This is a genomic window from Alkalibaculum bacchi, assembly GCF_003317055.1.
Taxonomy (GTDB): domain Bacteria; phylum Bacillota; class Clostridia; order Eubacteriales; family Alkalibacteraceae; genus Alkalibaculum; species Alkalibaculum bacchi.
On record NZ_QNRX01000010.1, the window covers coordinates 67,451 to 82,874 of the forward strand.

Annotated in this window: 15 protein-coding genes; 2 read left to right on the plus strand and 13 right to left on the minus strand. The window is 34.2% G+C overall.

Annotated features, from left to right (window positions below; genetic code table 11):
* Positions 1-32 precede the first annotated feature (32 nt).
* A complete protein-coding gene (locus tag DES36_RS08725; RefSeq protein WP_113920844.1) occupies positions 33-1,811 on the plus strand; it encodes an aminopeptidase P family protein in 1,779 nt (592 codons plus the stop codon).
* Positions 1,812-1,905: 94 nt separating this feature from the next.
* Here the strand turns inward: DES36_RS08725 and DES36_RS08730 are convergent, their stop codons facing one another.
* Both DES36_RS08730 and DES36_RS08735 read right to left on the minus strand, forming a co-directional pair.
* The gene (locus tag DES36_RS08730) at positions 1,906-3,099 is read right to left on the minus strand and encodes a coenzyme F420-0:L-glutamate ligase (protein WP_113920845.1); all 1,194 of its coding nucleotides are present in this window, start codon (positions 3,097-3,099) and stop codon (positions 1,906-1,908) included.
* A gap of 344 nt (positions 3,100-3,443) precedes the next feature.
* Positions 3,444-3,770 (minus strand): rhodanese-like domain-containing protein, encoded by a 327-nt coding sequence (locus DES36_RS08735; protein ID WP_113920846.1) that lies wholly within the window; start codon positions 3,768-3,770, stop codon positions 3,444-3,446.
* Positions 3,771-4,079: 309 nt separating this feature from the next.
* On the opposite strand from DES36_RS08735, the gene DES36_RS08740 reads away from it, so the two are divergent.
* Complete coding sequence (locus DES36_RS08740) at positions 4,080-4,922, plus strand: DUF368 domain-containing protein (RefSeq protein ID WP_113920847.1); 843 nt, start codon at positions 4,080-4,082, stop codon at positions 4,920-4,922.
* Between the two features lie 180 nt (positions 4,923-5,102).
* On the opposite strand, the gene DES36_RS08745 is transcribed toward DES36_RS08740, so the two are convergent.
* From DES36_RS08745 to DES36_RS08795, 11 genes are all read right to left on the minus strand, one after another.
* The gene (locus tag DES36_RS08745) at positions 5,103-6,230 is read right to left on the minus strand and encodes a uroporphyrinogen decarboxylase family protein (RefSeq protein ID WP_113920848.1); all 1,128 of its coding nucleotides are present in this window, start codon (positions 6,228-6,230) and stop codon (positions 5,103-5,105) included.
* Positions 6,231-6,276: 46 nt separating this feature from the next.
* Complete coding sequence (locus DES36_RS08750; protein ID WP_242981740.1) at positions 6,277-6,876, minus strand: glucose-6-phosphate isomerase family protein; 600 nt, start codon at positions 6,874-6,876, stop codon at positions 6,277-6,279.
* On the minus strand, positions 6,863-7,120 hold the full coding sequence (locus DES36_RS08755; protein WP_113920849.1) for a hypothetical protein: 258 nt from the start codon (positions 7,118-7,120) through the stop codon (positions 6,863-6,865). The genes DES36_RS08750 and DES36_RS08755 overlap by 14 nt, the downstream gene beginning before the upstream one ends.
* 112 nt (positions 7,121-7,232) lie before the next feature.
* Complete coding sequence (locus tag DES36_RS08760) at positions 7,233-8,078, minus strand: PTS system mannose/fructose/sorbose family transporter subunit IID (RefSeq protein WP_113920850.1); 846 nt, start codon at positions 8,076-8,078, stop codon at positions 7,233-7,235.
* Between the two features lie 2 nt (positions 8,079-8,080).
* Entirely contained in the window at positions 8,081-8,935 is an 855-nt protein-coding gene (locus DES36_RS08765) for a PTS mannose/fructose/sorbose/N-acetylgalactosamine transporter subunit IIC (protein ID WP_113920851.1), read from the minus strand.
* Positions 8,936-8,949: 14 nt separating this feature from the next.
* On the minus strand, positions 8,950-9,450 hold the full coding sequence (locus DES36_RS08770) for a PTS sugar transporter subunit IIB (protein ID WP_113920852.1): 501 nt from the start codon (positions 9,448-9,450) through the stop codon (positions 8,950-8,952).
* Between the two features lie 14 nt (positions 9,451-9,464).
* Entirely contained in the window at positions 9,465-9,896 is a 432-nt protein-coding gene (locus tag DES36_RS08775; protein WP_113920853.1) for a PTS sugar transporter subunit IIA, read from the minus strand.
* Positions 9,897-10,223: 327 nt separating this feature from the next.
* Positions 10,224-11,114 (minus strand): PHP domain-containing protein, encoded by an 891-nt coding sequence (locus tag DES36_RS08780; RefSeq protein WP_113920854.1) that lies wholly within the window; start codon positions 11,112-11,114, stop codon positions 10,224-10,226.
* A 102-nt stretch (positions 11,115-11,216) separates the two neighbouring features.
* Positions 11,217-11,978, minus strand: coding sequence for a DeoR/GlpR family DNA-binding transcription regulator (locus DES36_RS08785; RefSeq protein WP_113920855.1), 762 nt, complete (start codon positions 11,976-11,978; stop codon positions 11,217-11,219).
* A 111-nt stretch (positions 11,979-12,089) separates the two neighbouring features.
* Positions 12,090-12,899: a glycyl-radical enzyme activating protein gene (locus DES36_RS08790; protein ID WP_207657441.1), complete on the minus strand. Its 810-nt coding sequence runs from the start codon at positions 12,897-12,899 to the stop codon at positions 12,090-12,092.
* Position 12,900: 1 nt separating this feature from the next.
* Positions 12,901-15,327: a glycyl radical protein gene (locus DES36_RS08795; RefSeq protein WP_187387067.1), complete on the minus strand. Its 2,427-nt coding sequence runs from the start codon at positions 15,325-15,327 to the stop codon at positions 12,901-12,903.
* Between the last annotated feature and the right edge of the window lie 97 nt (positions 15,328-15,424).

The window sequence follows — 15,424 nt, forward strand, 5'->3', positions numbered from 1 at the left end:
TAAAATAGCATAAAAAATAGGAGGAATTTATGATGAAAGTAAAAGATTGGATTGAAACATTACGACGATCTATGAAAGAAAATAGTATAGATGCTTATATCGTTCCAAGCTATGATGCACATCAAAGTGAATATGTAGCAGATTATTTCAAAGCAAGACAATGGCTTTCTGGATTTACTGGCTCTGCAGGTACAGTCGTAATCACTTTAGACGATGCAGGCTTGTGGACGGATGGTAGATATTATACACAAGCTGCAAATCAGCTTTTAGATTCAGGCATACGTTTATTTCGAATGGTTGATCCTGGTGTTCCTTCTTATACAGAGTGGTTGAGAGATACTCTGAAAGAAGGCAGTGTGATAGGCTTTGATGGCAAAGTTCTTTCTATAAACACAATGAAAAATATGGAGAAGATTTTAAGCTTAAAAAATATTTCTTTAAAGATAGATATCGATTTAATTGATACATTGTGGAAAAATCGCCCTAGTTTACCTGATGACCTTATTTTTACTCATGATATAAAGTTTGCTGGCCAGTCAAGAGTCCAAAAACTTGATCAAGTAAGAAAAAAAATGAAAGAAAAGAAGGCTAATTATTACTTATTGTCTTCATTAGATGATATCGCTTGGCTTCTAAACATTAGAGGTTCTGATGTACCAAACAATCCCGTGGTTATCTCCTATGTTGTAGTAGAAGAGAATAAGTGTACTTTATTTATCAATCTTTCAAAGGTTTCAGCAGATGTTGAGAAGGAGCTAGAAAAAGACCAGGTATTGTGTTTAGAATACAATCATATTCATAATTTTTTACATAAACTAACTCCAAATGATGCAGTGCTGTTAGATCCATTAAAAACTAGTTCTGTCTTATATTATGATATACCAAACCATACAACAAAAATCGAAAGCCTCAATATCACCACAAAACTTAAAGCTATTAAGAACAATACTGAGCTAAGCAATTTAAGAACTTGTGAAATTAATGATGGCGTGGCTATGGTAAAATTCATCAAATGGCTCAAATCCTCTGTAGAAAGTGAAGTAATCACGGAAATATCTGCTTCAGAAAAATTAGAGAGCTTCCGCGCTGAGCAAGAATTCTTTGTCAGCCCAAGCTTTGACACAATTGCTGGATATAAAGACCATGCGGCTATGATGCACTACTCTGCCAAAGAAGATACTCAATATACGCTGAAAAACGAGGGCTTTTTCTTAGTAGATTCAGGTGGACAATATTACAACGGAACTACAGATATTACGAGAACAATTGTTTTAGGACTGCTCACGAAAGAAGAAAAAAGAGATTTTACCTTAGTATTAAAAGGCCATATTGCCTTAAGCTCAGCAAAATTTCTTCATGGTGCAACTGGTTCAAATTTAGATGTTCTAGCTAGGGGACCCATTTGGGAGGTAGGCTTAGATTATAAATGTGGAACAGGACACGGAGTAGGTTTCTTCCTTAATGTTCATGAAGGACCACAAAGTTTAAGCAAGACACCAAATAAAATCATCCTTGAAAAAGGTATGATCCTAACGAATGAGCCCGGTATTTACAATGAAGGAAAGTATGGAATTCGAACGGAAAACATGATGATTGTTGTAGAAGATGAAGAGACAGAATATGGTGCGTTCTTAAAGTTTGAGCCAATTACCTACTGTCCTATTGATTTAGATGGGATAGACATGAATTTGCTGACAGATTTTGAAATAGAATGGATCAATGATTACCATAGAGAAGTGTTTTCTAAACTATCTCCTCATTTAAATCCTGATGAGGCCGCTTGGCTAGAAAAAGAGACTAGAAAAATATAAAAATCAGCTTTCATCTTTCGGCTTAAAATAAAAAACACGCCAATTACAACGAAGTAATTGGCGTAAATATTTTATTATTTTATATTTAAAGAATTTATTCTTCTGTAAAGTTGTCAAAATAACCTTGAATGTAAACTAAAGGTGTTCCTTTGTCTCCACTACCTGAAGTTAAATCTGAAAGAGATCCTAATAGATCTGTGATTTTTCTTGGAGTAGTTCCTTGAGAGGCCATAGAACCCACTAAATCAGATTCTTTATTCTTAATATAATCAGATATCGCAGCTTTTAGTTCGTCTCCACTTAAATGTGCAAAATCATTATCAGCAAGGTATTTTAATTTTATCTCGTTTGGTACTCCCTCTAGCCCAGATGTATAGGCTGGAGACACTACTGGGTCAGCTAGCTCCCATATTCTACCTACTGGATCTTTAAAAGCACCATCTCCGTATACCATTACCTCTACGTTTTTTCCAGTCTTTTCTTTAAACATAGCCTGTATTTCTTCAACTAGTGGTTGACAGTTTCTTGGGAAAAGTTTTACAGAATCATCTGTAGCCATATTGGAACCTAAAAGACCATATTCTTCATTGTATCCACTACCATCAATAGAGCAAGATAATATATCATCTAAACCATAAACTTTTTGGGCACCAGCCTGTGTTAAGACTCTCTTTGTTCTAAAACGAGTATGAATATCACATGTAAGTACGCTTTTGGTGTAGCTTAATATGCTCTTAGGATTATTAGAGAAAATGATTTCACAATCTATACCATATCCTTCAATGATAGACTTATAGTAATCAATATAATCTACTCCTGTAAAATAATGTTTTTCATGGCCAAAAAAACCGCGAAATTCCTTTTCTGTTAGAACATCTGACCACGGATTTATATTTTTCTCATCTAGGGCGTCAATTTCAACTAAGTGATTACCTACTTCATCAGCTGGATAACTAAGCATTAAGATTATTTTTTTTGCACCTTTTGCAATACCACGTAAACAAGTTGAAAAACGGTTCCTACTTAAGATTGGAAAGATTACTCCAATTGTATCATCGCTAAATTTTGTTTTAATATCTTTGGCAATATGATCTATTGTGGCGTAATTTCCTTGAGCTCGTGCTACTATAGATTCCGTAATGGCGACTACATCCCTGTCCTGTATAGAAAAACCTTCACATTCAGATGCCTTTTGTATGCTATCCACTACGATTTCAACAAGGGAATCTCCCTTATTAATAATTGGAGCTCGTACTCCACGTACAACAGTACCTACCATTCGAGCCATTTAAACCAACTCCTATGTTTATCTATTTTAATTATATAATTAACATTATCATTATAACTATATAAGTTTATACCAAAAGTGGGAAAAAATAAAGATAAATCTAATTAAAAAACACAGTATTTCCTAATGAAACTCCCTTCTCCTAGTGTTTACTTGATTTATTAGTCATTATTCTTATCCAATATTAATATTATCTATGAGGAAGCATCGTTACTTTAGGTGAAAGTGAGATTACATTAAAAGCATCCTATTTAGCACTATATACCACACTCATTAATCTAAAACACTAGCTTAAATTTGTTGATATTACAGGGCTTAGCTAGTATTTAAAGTAGTACTTGAACTTAAAGTTCCATTTCTCCTGACCAATCCAGTATGCCACCAATATTTATTACATTTTCGTAACCTAAAGAACGAAGAATGGTAGCTCCTTGGCTACTCCGCTTGCCGCTGCGACAATAAAGATAAATCTTACTCTCTGGATCATCCACTATTACGTCGATATCTTCTATATCCTCAAGGGGTAAATTTATACTTCCTTTAATATGGCCTTCCTTATATTCCTTAGAAGACCGAACGTCAATAAGATAGCTACCATCCTCTTCTCTAGCCTGTTTCACACCAAGATCAATCTTTGAGGATTTCTTATTAAAGTTTAATTTTATATTCATATGCTCAACTCCTCGTATACTATATTATATAGTATGCTCTATTTTATTTAGAAACACAATAAAGAAGGTAAATATCTAGCTTCTTTTACTTCAATACAAAATCTCGCATCCTAGTGTTTCCTTCACCATAGGTGAGAAAAAAACTCCCACCCTAAGATTTTAGTTTTTTACTTAACGGTCACCATGTTAACAAAATATTTACTACCTTACCACCTACCAATGAATAACTAGACCAGATTAGAAATATAATGTAAAATTAGATTATTCGCTAAGAAAAGAAGTGCCAAAAATAGATTTAAGGAGATCAAAATGAAAAAAAGAATAGAAGAAGGGGTATTGTCACGTTTTTTAAAGGGCGTTATCATTGCTTTGGGATTTATTCTTCCTGGTGTTTCAGGAGGGGTTTTAGCAGCAATTTTAGGAATTTACGAGAAATTATTAAGCTTTATGGCTCATTTAACGAAAGATTTTAAGGAGAATTTCTTGTTTTTTCTCCCCGTTGGAATTGGTGGGATTGTAGGAATTGGCCTATTATCAAAACCATTAGAATGGCTATTAGAAAATTATCAGGTTATTGTTCTATGGGGGTTTGCAGGAGCTATTATTGGAACGCTACCTTCTTTAATGAAAGAATCCGTTAAATATAAGAGGCGAGACACTGTTGACCGCATATGGTTATTTGGCTCTTTAATTGTAGGGTTTTTGTTCTTGTATTTTATGGACAATATCTTAGGAACCATTCCACCTAATTTCTTTGGATTTATTATTGCAGGTGGCTTGATTGCACTAGGTGTACTCGTTCCAGGGCTGAGCCCATCTAATCTCTTGCTGGTCTTAGGTTTGTATGATTCTATGTTAAATGGATTTAAGAACTTTGATCTTGTAGGCGTATTCCTGCCTATTGCCATTGGAGGGATTCTCGTCATAATCTTGCTGTCAAAATTCATAGAATGGATACTACATAATTTTCATTCACGAATGTACCACTTTATTATCGGAATCGTCATAGCCTCTACCCTATTAATCATCCTTCCACCAGTAGCAAATTATACTGGATTTACATTACAAACAGGGATTTATAGTTTTATCTTGTTCATTCTAGGCTTGCTCCTAGGAGCTTGGATGAGTACATTAGAAGAAAAGTATAAATAAAACACCCAAAATGAATATGATAAGGAGCAGACAATGAAGGTGCAGGAATACTTATTCTATATATCTGTATCAACCCATTACTCTCTGCCTGCTCCCGATTCTTACTTGATCCCATAAAGAAAATCGTCTACCTTGCTTTTCCTTGATCCTTCTTCAATAAATTCTACAACTATATTAATTTTATTGCTGACTACTAAACTTTTTTGCAAAATGAAACATTTCAATGATATTTTCAGGTGAAACATCATTTTGAATATGATTACAACTAGTTAGTATGTAACCCCCATTTGTATTCATAATAGTCAACATTTTTTCTACTTCTTCTCTAATATCCGAAATATCTCCACATAAGCTTTTCTGAGAGTCTATACCTCCATGAAAACATAATTTATCACCATATTTAGTCTTTAACTCCTTTGGATCCATTCCTTTTGCATTTGTCTGCACTGGATTTAAAACACCTACGCCACATGCTATTAAATCAGGTATACACTTCATAATAGCACCACAACAATGCAAGAATATTTTACAATTTGGAGCTTTTAATTTAATCTTTTGATTTAATATTTTACGCCTGTTTAAGATAAAATCTCTCAAACAATCTGGTGATATTAAAAGGTCGTTTTGACTTCCATAATCGTCTCCCGTCTCCACAATATCAACATATGGTCCTACTTCATCCAACATTAATTCATAAAAGTCTATCTGCACCTCTAAAATTTTATCTAGCAATTTATGTGCGAACTCTTCTTCTAACAGCATATCACATAAAAAAGTCTCTGTTCCTCTCAACCAACAGGCTATTTCAAAAATACCATTTAACGGTGCACGCATAGAAAGAGCATGTTCACCTTTTTCGTATATTTCTTTTGCTCTTTGTTTCATATTTGAAACATCAATAATATCTTTCGCCTTAGGCCAATTAAAAGTGTCTAAATCGGCAATTTCAGCGTTTTCTAACGGATGCTTAACCATTTCCATACCAAATTTTCCTGGCTTTTGGACTAGTCCCCATTCATTGACAAATGAGCCATCTTCATAATACTTTGGGTATTCTCCAGTTGATTTCGCGAATACTCGTCTAATATCTATACTCAATAAATCTAAGATTCTTTCATCATAGTAATTGCAAGTAGATCCCTTTCTAATGGGTTCAATATCACCTTTAATATGTAAATACTCTTTTAGTTTAAAATAAGCCTCATCATGAATACTGCAAGCCATTCCCCCTAAGTCAATAGGCACTCGATCAACAGCTTCATGATTTAGTGCTTTTAAAACTCTCTCCTTAGATGTCATTTTATTCATTATCTTTCACCTCTTGTGATTTTTTTATTGATTCAGAAATATACTTCTATCTCTCTACAAGCTCTATTTTTCCATTATTTTTGTAAATTCTATATGGAAATGGCATTTCCTCAACTGCTCTATAATCATGTCCAGCAGTAGTAGGCCAGCATGCTCCAATTTTAAGTGGAATTTCTCCTATATTCACTAGCCTATGAGCAAAGTTTCCAGCAATATAGTGAAGAGAACCAGGCAATACCTTTTCTGCCGACATTTGCCCCATTTCATCCATTAAAAGGAGCAAGCCCTCTCCCTCTAAGCCAAAATAATATTCAACACAATTTCGATTCTCATGAAAATGACCCTTCGTCATATTACATTCCTTTTCAATATACACAGGATGAAGTATCGTAAGTCCCCAAAACAAATTTCCATATTGCGTTTCATCACCTTCACTATAGGAGTAAACCTCATACATGAGGGTATTCTTACCCTCATTTGAGATTTCTTTGCTTTTGTAGAGATTTTCTACATCCTTTAGATATTTTCTACTGTATAGGACGTTTTCGCCCTCTATAATACCACCAGGCATCTTATGCCATAACTTTGGATTTTTTATTTTCACTTTATTCACCTCTTTTATGTAATAAAGTTTATCTTTTTTCATACTCTTCTATTAATTTAAGAGCATTTTTTTTCATTCGACTCTGAACAATACGGTAAATTATAAAGGTAATAAATAATAAAATGCTTAAAATCAAAAATATTGAAGATATTAATCTTAGTTCATATCGGTGACTGATATAAAATACAACAAAACATAAGGCGCATAGTATTCCTATAAAAAACATGTTTTTCTTTGCCTTTAAAAACCGTAAATACTCGTTAGCTATTTCTTGCTTGATATCCATAACGACTCCTTTCTAACTCTAAAATAATAAAAGAAATCTCCTGCTATGATATAAAATGTCTTCTAAACGCTCTATACATCATAAAATCAGGAGATTTCAAATACATTACTTTTTAATATGTTAGACCTGGATCAAAGATACCAAGTAATACACCTATAAAAGCAATGACTACTAACAAACCCATTACCTTTGTTGGTCCCATTTTCTTCTTAGCCATCAACCACCAACAGAATAAAACAGTTAACACAGTCAGTAATTTTGGAAAAATACCATCTAGGGTGTTTTGAAGATCGATAATAACTTCGCCTTCAGGATTAGTCATCTTGAGGGCCGTTGTAACATTAACCCATGAAGCTGATACTGCACCGATAACTACTGTTCCAACCATTACAATAGATTCTCTTATAGCCTTAGCTTTCTCACCTACAATGACTTCAACCGCTTTACCACCAAGTTCATATCCCTTAAAGTAAAGGAATTTCATTCCTAATATAGCAATTAAATTCCATACGACAATATAGAAAATCGCACCTAATGGAGAACCACCAGTAGAAAGACCTAATCCAATACCTAGTAGAATTGGAATTAATGTTCCAACGATTAGAGAGTCACCAATACCTGCAATAGGACCCATTAGTCCAGAACGAATTCCGGCAATCATTTCATCATCAACATTTTCACCATTAGCTCGCGCTTCTTCTAAACCAGCTGTAATACCAACGACGACGGTTCCAAGTTGTGGCTCAGTATTAAAGAAAGTTGAATATGTATTTAGAGCATCTCTTTTCTCTTCATTTGTATCATATAACTCATCTATAACAGGATTCATAGCTGTCATGTAACCAAGAGTTTGCATCAATTCAAGAGAATAACAAACTTGATGACCATAAAACCATAACCAAAAAGATTTATTAAGTGTTTTTTTAGAAATCTTTTTTATTCCTTTTGTGTCACTCATGATTAAATTTCCTCCTCTTCATCATCATAATCCATTACTCCACCATCGGCTGTTGCGAATCCTTTAGTCATTTTAGCCATTTCAATTTTGTAGTTCATTAAGGCAATAAATCCACCTAGAATTGTGGCTCCGATAAGATTGACACCCATTACTGCGGCGAGAGTAAATCCAACTAAAAAGACTAATAAATCGCTAAGACCTTGAGCAACTTGTTTTAATAAAAGGCCAATCCCTACGGCTGGCAATAAACTACCAACTGTAAACAATGTTTTCATTACTAGACCATCCATAGGAAGGGTTTCTTTAATTAACTCAACCATGCTAGCACCTAATAAAGTCATAGCTATAGTAGGAATAAAACTAGTTAGGATATGTCCAATCCATGGATACGCCATGTCATATACATTTAATTTGTTAAATTTGAATTCGTTTACTGCTTTTAAAGCTTTATGTTGCCAAATTAAGTTAAATGTAACTGTTCCATAATACAGTACTGTTCCAAGTGTACCTACTGCAGCACCAAAAGCTGTTGCCATTTGAATTGCTTGAGCTGAATTTGGATCTATGCCAAGACTAGAAATAGCTACCATGGCCAAAGGAACACCTATATAACTGATAGCACGAGTATCTGCAGCTACTGCCCCACCTGGCGTGATTAGAGCAATATAAACAACTTGAACTGCAGCACCTACGATAATACCTAATTGGATGTCTCCTAAGATAATACCACATACAAGACCCCCAACAAGAGGACGCCCTAATGTATAGTTACCTATTGTGGTACCACCCATCCCAGGCATACTTGATAAGCTAGCAAAGAAGCCTAGTAGTATTGCTTGAAAAATATTAATTTCCATTGATCATTTCCCCCTTATTTGGTATACCCAAATTTATCCCTAAATTTTTCCCATGTTCCATTGGATTGATCTTTCAATAAAGCAAATTCAATAGTATAGCCAGCTTGATACATTTTCTCTACTGCATCTGCTTCGTTTTGAAGAAGACATTGATTTCCACCTATATTTTTAGAGCCTGGTCGCTCATTACATGGGCCAACTACAATATGTCTTAATCCGTCTGGATCAAATTGATCATCCACTAAAATTTCAGACATTAGAATAGGTTCTTTTGTAATTACAAAATAGTTGTCCTTACTTGCTACTACTTGGTCGCACTTTTTCTTCCAATCCTCATAAGTCCATATGAAGGTTTTTTTACTCGTTGCACTTTTAAAAGCCTTTTTTAAGATAGGCGTCGTGGCAACGTTATCATTAATTAATACTAGTCCATCACAAGGATACTGCATTGACCAACCTATACAAGTTTGTCCGTGAATCATCCTATCATCTATTCTCAAGAAACTAATCGCCATTTTAAATCATCTCCTTATATGTCATCATCATCATTCTCATCTTCAAATGTAACAATCTTTAGTGAGCCTGTAGCTTCTGAAATTAATTGCTCTTTTAATTCTTCAATAGAAGAAACAGTATCTTTAAACAAAGCTGCGTTCAATGCCAAAGGAACATTAATACCACCAAATACGACAGTGTTATCTAGTAATTTTCTTTCATGAAGGCAGTTAATAGCATTTGTTAGTGGTGATCCTCCAATAATATCTCCCAGAAGTAAGACTTTATCTTCTTCTGTTAACATTGAGATTACTTTGTCAAATTCGTTATAAAAGTCGTCCCCTGACATTCCATCCTTAAGACTAATACTTAATATATCGTTTCTATTTGAACCTACCAACATGTCCAAAACACTATGAACTCCTTGTGCAAAAATTCCATGACTAACGAGTACTACGTAGTTCATAAGTTCACTCCTTTCGATTATTTATTATTGCTTTATTTGGAAAGAAATATTTAATAAACGTATCATCTCCTCTCTTAGTAAAACTATTTAAAGCGTTTATCATTAAAATATTTTGATTAATTTTTGTTAATCCTATTATACAGTAGTTTTACTACAACGTAAAGAGAAATTTTGTAGTTAAATTACTATATTTTATAAAAAGTACTTATTTCCATCATAAAATCGCAAATTTATTGCAAATATTCGAAAACACTTTGAAAAATATAATTCTTAATATTATATTTTCCAAAGTGTTTTCATTGGCTACAATGATTTTCTATAGATCTATTAAATTGAGTTTATCTTTTCCATTAATGAATGATATATTTTTTCTCCTTGACTATTACATTGAACAGAATCGATTTCTATTGCTGGCTTCGTCTTTCCATGAAAATCGCTACCTACAGTTTGTAATAAAGAATATTTTTCTACCTGTTCTTTGTAAAATGCCATTTGATTGGGAGTATGATAGCTGCTATATACTTCTATGCCATCAATGCCTTCCTTTATGATTCTTTCCAAAAATTCTTTATCTTCTCTTACATTATTTCCTGGATGTGCTAAAACCGAAACTCCCCCTGCTGCCTTAATAGTCTCTATAGCCTTCTTTAGAGTAATATATTCTACAGGCACATAAGCTGCTTTGCCTTGTGAACAAATATCCCAATAGAAATTTACATAAGGATTATCACATCTGTCTCCTCCCTCATAGTAAGGAGTCATCAAAAGGTGATTTCTATTTTCTTCGTGCTTTAAAGCCACTTCAGCTATCATCTCGCCAGAAATATAGCCGTCTTTAGATAGCTTTATGGCTTCATTTGTATCAAATACAATACCTAGTTTTTTGACGAGTTCAATCCTCTTTATGGACGCCACTTGTTCTTGTTTGAGTATATCCTGTTCAATTTGATTAAAATCTTCAAATTCTGTATTAATACCATAACCTAGTACATGTAAAGTTGCACTTTCGAAGGTACAGTCTAACTCAATAGCAGGAATGCAATGAATTCCAGACTCCTCTGCATATTCTTTAGCTTCTGCTACACCCTTTATAGAATTATGATCCGTGAGTGCCATTACCTTTACTGATTTTTGAGCGCACATTTTCACCAATTGTTTTGGAGTATACTCTCCATCAATACTGTATATAGAGTGCATATGTAAATCTATTTTGTTCATAATCTTACCACCTTTTAGAGTATTAAACAGGTTTATGTTTTTAATATGGTACAATGACCCCAAATTATGCCTAATAATATAGAATTATGGGGTACTATAAGATTAGTCATTTCCTTTAAATTCAACCACATCAGCATGTATTCTTTTAATCTGTGTTCCATTATCAATAAAAATCTTGTCAAATTGATCTAATGTGGCAAATTTCATAAATCCTCGTTTATTAATCTTCGTCTCATCTAATATGAGAAATCTCGTTGCTGCTCTTTCTATAGCAAGTTGCTTGGGTGCCACAATATGAATATCTGCCGCATAGGTAGCATTTTCTTCTAGAGACATGCCTTCACAACCTATTAGAGCATAATCAAATTGGAATCTTTTCATATCTTCAAGAGTAATTTGCCCTGTATTTACACAAAACTCTTGAGAAAAATTCCCACCTAGTAAAATGATTTCTGGCTTAACCGGAGGCAATTTTTCTATTAAGAGAGTGTTATGGGTAATGATTTTTATCTTTTTCTCTTGAACAAATTCCATCAAATAAGCAAAGGTTGTTCCACCATCTACAAAGACACATTGTCCATCCTGTATCTCTTGAGCTACCATATGACATAATCTTCTCTTGATTTCTGCTGTAGAATCCTTGGGGCTCTGACCTTTTTCCAGTCGAAAAACATCTGTTTCATAGTTCTTTTTTGCTATTCCGCCTCTAATTTTATCCGCTAGACCCTCATTCGCTAATTCTTCAAAATCTCTTCTAATTGTGGAGGGTGATGCCTTTAGTACTTGCGCAACCTCGTTAATTTTTAATATTTTTTTCAAGTCTAATTCCGATAAAATATAATTTTTTCTTTCTAATCCCAACAACTTAAATCACCCTCCAAAATCTAATTATCGTGAAAGCAATGAGCCAAGCGGCTGCTTGCAGACATTTGGCGACTGCTCGCGTAACCATAAGAAACTAGCAAAGCGTGTTTCTTATGGTTCTATATTTACATGAAATCCTTTATTTAGAGCGTAGGAATAAATCAAATCAATGGATTCTTCATCACAGGCAAGATCTATTGGAATTGTATACTCTATTCCTAAGCGTTCATACTTTCCTGCACCAAGATTATGATACCTTAAAATATCTAATCTCTTTACTGCTTTCCCTAAGCCTTCAATAAAATCTACTCGCTTATATACATCTTCTAAAGCATCATTGTATCCTGGCACAATAATCATTCGAATAATCATATCTTTGTCCATATCTGAAATCAATTGAGCATTTTCTAATATTCTCTTATTATCTACTCCTGTACATCTATTGTGGATTTCTCCATCATATGCTTTAATATCATATAAAACCATATCAACGGACTCCGCTAATTCTTTCATCTTATATGATGGAATATCTCCCGCTGTGTCAAGAGCCACATGAACTCCTGCTTCTCTTAATCGTCGAGAAATCTTTATAACAAACTCTGATTGCAGTGCTGCTTCTCCTCCAGAGAAGGTTACTCCTCCTCCAGAAGTATCATAAAACACTTTATCTCTCATTAGTCTCTCAAATAACTCTCCTACAGTTATTTCATAACCGACCCTCTCGTAAGCTTCATCAGGGTAAGTCTGTGTATCGCGTTCCTTAAAGTACATATCCTTAACTTTTGGCTCAATCAACTCAGGATTAGAACACCATTTGCACTTTAAATTGCATCCTACAAAGAAAACAGTTGTACGTATACCTGGGCCATCTTTAGTAGAATAAAATTGTATCGTAGAAATCAATGCTTTATCTTTCATCATTTTACCACCCATTCTGTGTCCGAGCAATAATGGCATCTTGCGCCTCTGGCATAAGGGATACAAATTGTGCGCAATACCCTGCAACTCGAACAATTAAATCTGTATAATTTTCAGGATGTTTTTTAGCATCTAATAAAGTCTCTGTATCCACAATATTAAATTGATTATGATAGATTCCTTTTATTCTACTAGCTTTTAAAAAACCAATAAACTTTTCTAAGTTTTCATCTCCTTGTAAGGTACCAGGTGAGAAACGCATATTTAATAACTGTCCTGCAGCGACCTTTGCATTAGGCAATTTAGACACAGAATTAATAACTGCTGTTGGTCCATTTCTATCTGTTCCTTGGGTAGGTGAACAACCTTCATTTAAAGGCGTTCTTGCTACACGTCCATCAGGGGTTGCTCCAACATCTAGTCCATTGGGGACATATGAAGTAATATTGCTGGTAGACATAGTATAGCAACTTACCTCTGGCCCTTGCCCTGTTCGCTCAGTTCGATAGCTTGGTAAAAGCGTGAGATAAGAATCAAATACATCTTTTACAATTTCATCTACATAGTCCTCATCATTTCCAAACTTGGGAACTTTTCTTGCAAGCCTAAGAATTTTCTGAGCTTCTTCCCCTTGCCAATTAGCATTTACAGCTTCCATTAGCTCCTTATAGCTTACGACTTTATCTTCAAAAACTAATTTTTTAACTGCAGCAAAGGAATTACCAACAACACTTGGTCCAATATTCGATTGAGAAATGACATCGTATTTGCATCCCCCATCTTTAATTGTCCTTCCAAGTTCCATGCAATTATCAATAAAGCATGAAGCAAAGGGTGACACATCGTATTTTATAAGAGATCTATCACAAATGGCATCACATTCTACGGCTAAGTCTGAGTAGTATTTCAGTATTTTTTCCCAAGCATTCCATAATTCTTCATAGTTTTTATATTCGATTTCTCTGCCTTCTTTGCCATTAATAGAAATCATTTGGATGCCCGAGTCTGGATCTACTCCGTTATTCAGTACTAATTCAACTAGTTTTCCCCAGTTTACATAGGTCATCCCTGTTGCACGATGTCCATATTTTCCAGGAACCCCAGTTTCTACGCAGCCAATAGCACAGTAATCAAGAGCGTCTTCTCGAGGAATTCCTAAATCTTCTAACCCTTTTACTGCTACATCGTCATTAAACATGGAAGGCATTCCACAACCTGTTCGAATTAACTTTGCTGCGAGTCGCAACAAATCATCAGGAGTATCTTGATTATATCTCATAGAAAAATTAGGTTCTGCCATTGATGTGAGATTCATGGCTTCAATGCATAAATAAGATAACTCATTTGTACCGTCTTCACCATTCGGTTTCTTTCCTCCAATCATTAGATTAGAATAAAGAGGATATCCTTGTGAAAATTTGGTATGACCATAAGATCTAATCTTGTTATTGCTGCTATTCATTAGAAACATATGAGTAGTGATTTCTAATGCCTTTTCCTTGGTGATGATTCCCTTTTCGATATCATTTTTATATAAAGGATACATATACTGATCGAATCTGCCATAACAGAAAGAATGACCATTACTTTCTATCATCTGTAGCATATGAACTAAATAGCAGACTTGACAACCTTCATAAAAAGATTGTACACGCTTTTCTAGTAGGGTTTCGCACATTTTACTTATATGTAATAGCTCTTGTCGCCTCTTAGGATTTTCATTTTTGCTTGCCATTTCTTGGGCAAGTTTGCCGTATCTTTTAATAAAAGCCAAAGCGCCTTCAAGAGTAATAATAGCTGATTCATAAAAAAGCTTAGATTTAGATTCCTTACAGTCTTTTAATTTATCTTTTGTTTCATTAATAAGCCCTCTAAAACCCTTTTCAAAAATCAATTCATGATTTGGAACGATATGACCGTCTCCTGAGTTGGATATTCCACCTCTATGTAAGACCCCCTGTTTTTCTGAAGTCACAATTCTTTCTGGCGTTGTACGTTTTACTTCGTCTGCATGAGTATTTCCTATCCAATAATCCTTAATACTTCGCAGATCATCTTTCACCTGTTCACGAATATAAAAAACATCACCACTTCTTTTATCGAATTCATCTAACTCGTTAATTACCCAATCAAAGGAGTACTCAGGAAAAATTGGTGCAGCGAAGTTTCCACTGGCTTGATTACCAAAAATCAAGCTATCTTCTTCAATATAAATAGTCATATTTTTTAAGGTGTGAGCAAAGGCTTTAGCCTTTCTTAGAATATAATCTTCCCCTTCAGTCTTTCTAAAAGACTCTGTATAAAATAATGCTCGCTCACTGCATATATTTGCCTTTCTATTTTGCATTTTATTCTGCAAACGTTGGATTCTTTCTAAATCCATATCCTGATTTTCTGGAACAAATTCTAAAAATTGTTTCACTTCAAACATCTCCTCCCATTATATCTCAAAATATTATCAAAACAATTCAAATTTATACACTAATGATTAGTTTTGACATATACGACTACTTATATCTCTTATTATA

What these genes read in the sequence shown, in the direction of transcription:
- DES36_RS08725 (WP_113920844.1), top strand. Translation starts at nt 33, where the DNA reads ATGAAAGTAAAAGATTGGATTGAAACATTACGACGATCTATGAAAGAA.
- DES36_RS08730 (WP_113920845.1), bottom strand. Translation starts at nt 3,099, where the DNA reads ATGGCTCGAATGGTAGGTACTGTTGTACGTGGAGTACGAGCTCCAATT.
- DES36_RS08735 (WP_113920846.1), bottom strand. Translation starts at nt 3,770, where the DNA reads ATGAATATAAAATTAAACTTTAATAAGAAATCCTCAAAGATTGATCTT.
- DES36_RS08740 (WP_113920847.1), top strand. Translation starts at nt 4,080, where the DNA reads ATGAAAAAAAGAATAGAAGAAGGGGTATTGTCACGTTTTTTAAAGGGC.
- DES36_RS08745 (WP_113920848.1), bottom strand. Translation starts at nt 6,230, where the DNA reads ATGAATAAAATGACATCTAAGGAGAGAGTTTTAAAAGCACTAAATCAT.
- DES36_RS08750 (WP_242981740.1), bottom strand. Translation starts at nt 6,876, where the DNA reads ATGAAAAAAGATAAACTTTATTACATAAAAGAGGTGAATAAAGTGAAA.
- DES36_RS08755 (WP_113920849.1), bottom strand. Translation starts at nt 7,120, where the DNA reads ATGGATATCAAGCAAGAAATAGCTAACGAGTATTTACGGTTTTTAAAG.
- DES36_RS08760 (WP_113920850.1), bottom strand. Translation starts at nt 8,078, where the DNA reads ATGAGTGACACAAAAGGAATAAAAAAGATTTCTAAAAAAACACTTAAT.
- DES36_RS08765 (WP_113920851.1), bottom strand. Translation starts at nt 8,935, where the DNA reads ATGGAAATTAATATTTTTCAAGCAATACTACTAGGCTTCTTTGCTAGC.
- DES36_RS08770 (WP_113920852.1), bottom strand. Translation starts at nt 9,450, where the DNA reads ATGGCGATTAGTTTCTTGAGAATAGATGATAGGATGATTCACGGACAA.
- DES36_RS08775 (WP_113920853.1), bottom strand. Translation starts at nt 9,896, where the DNA reads ATGAACTACGTAGTACTCGTTAGTCATGGAATTTTTGCACAAGGAGTT.
- DES36_RS08780 (WP_113920854.1), bottom strand. Translation starts at nt 11,114, where the DNA reads ATGAACAAAATAGATTTACATATGCACTCTATATACAGTATTGATGGA.
- DES36_RS08790 (WP_207657441.1), bottom strand. Translation starts at nt 12,899, where the DNA reads ATGATGAAAGATAAAGCATTGATTTCTACGATACAATTTTATTCTACT.
- DES36_RS08795 (WP_187387067.1), bottom strand. Translation starts at nt 15,327, where the DNA reads ATGTTTGAAGTGAAACAATTTTTAGAATTTGTTCCAGAAAATCAGGAT.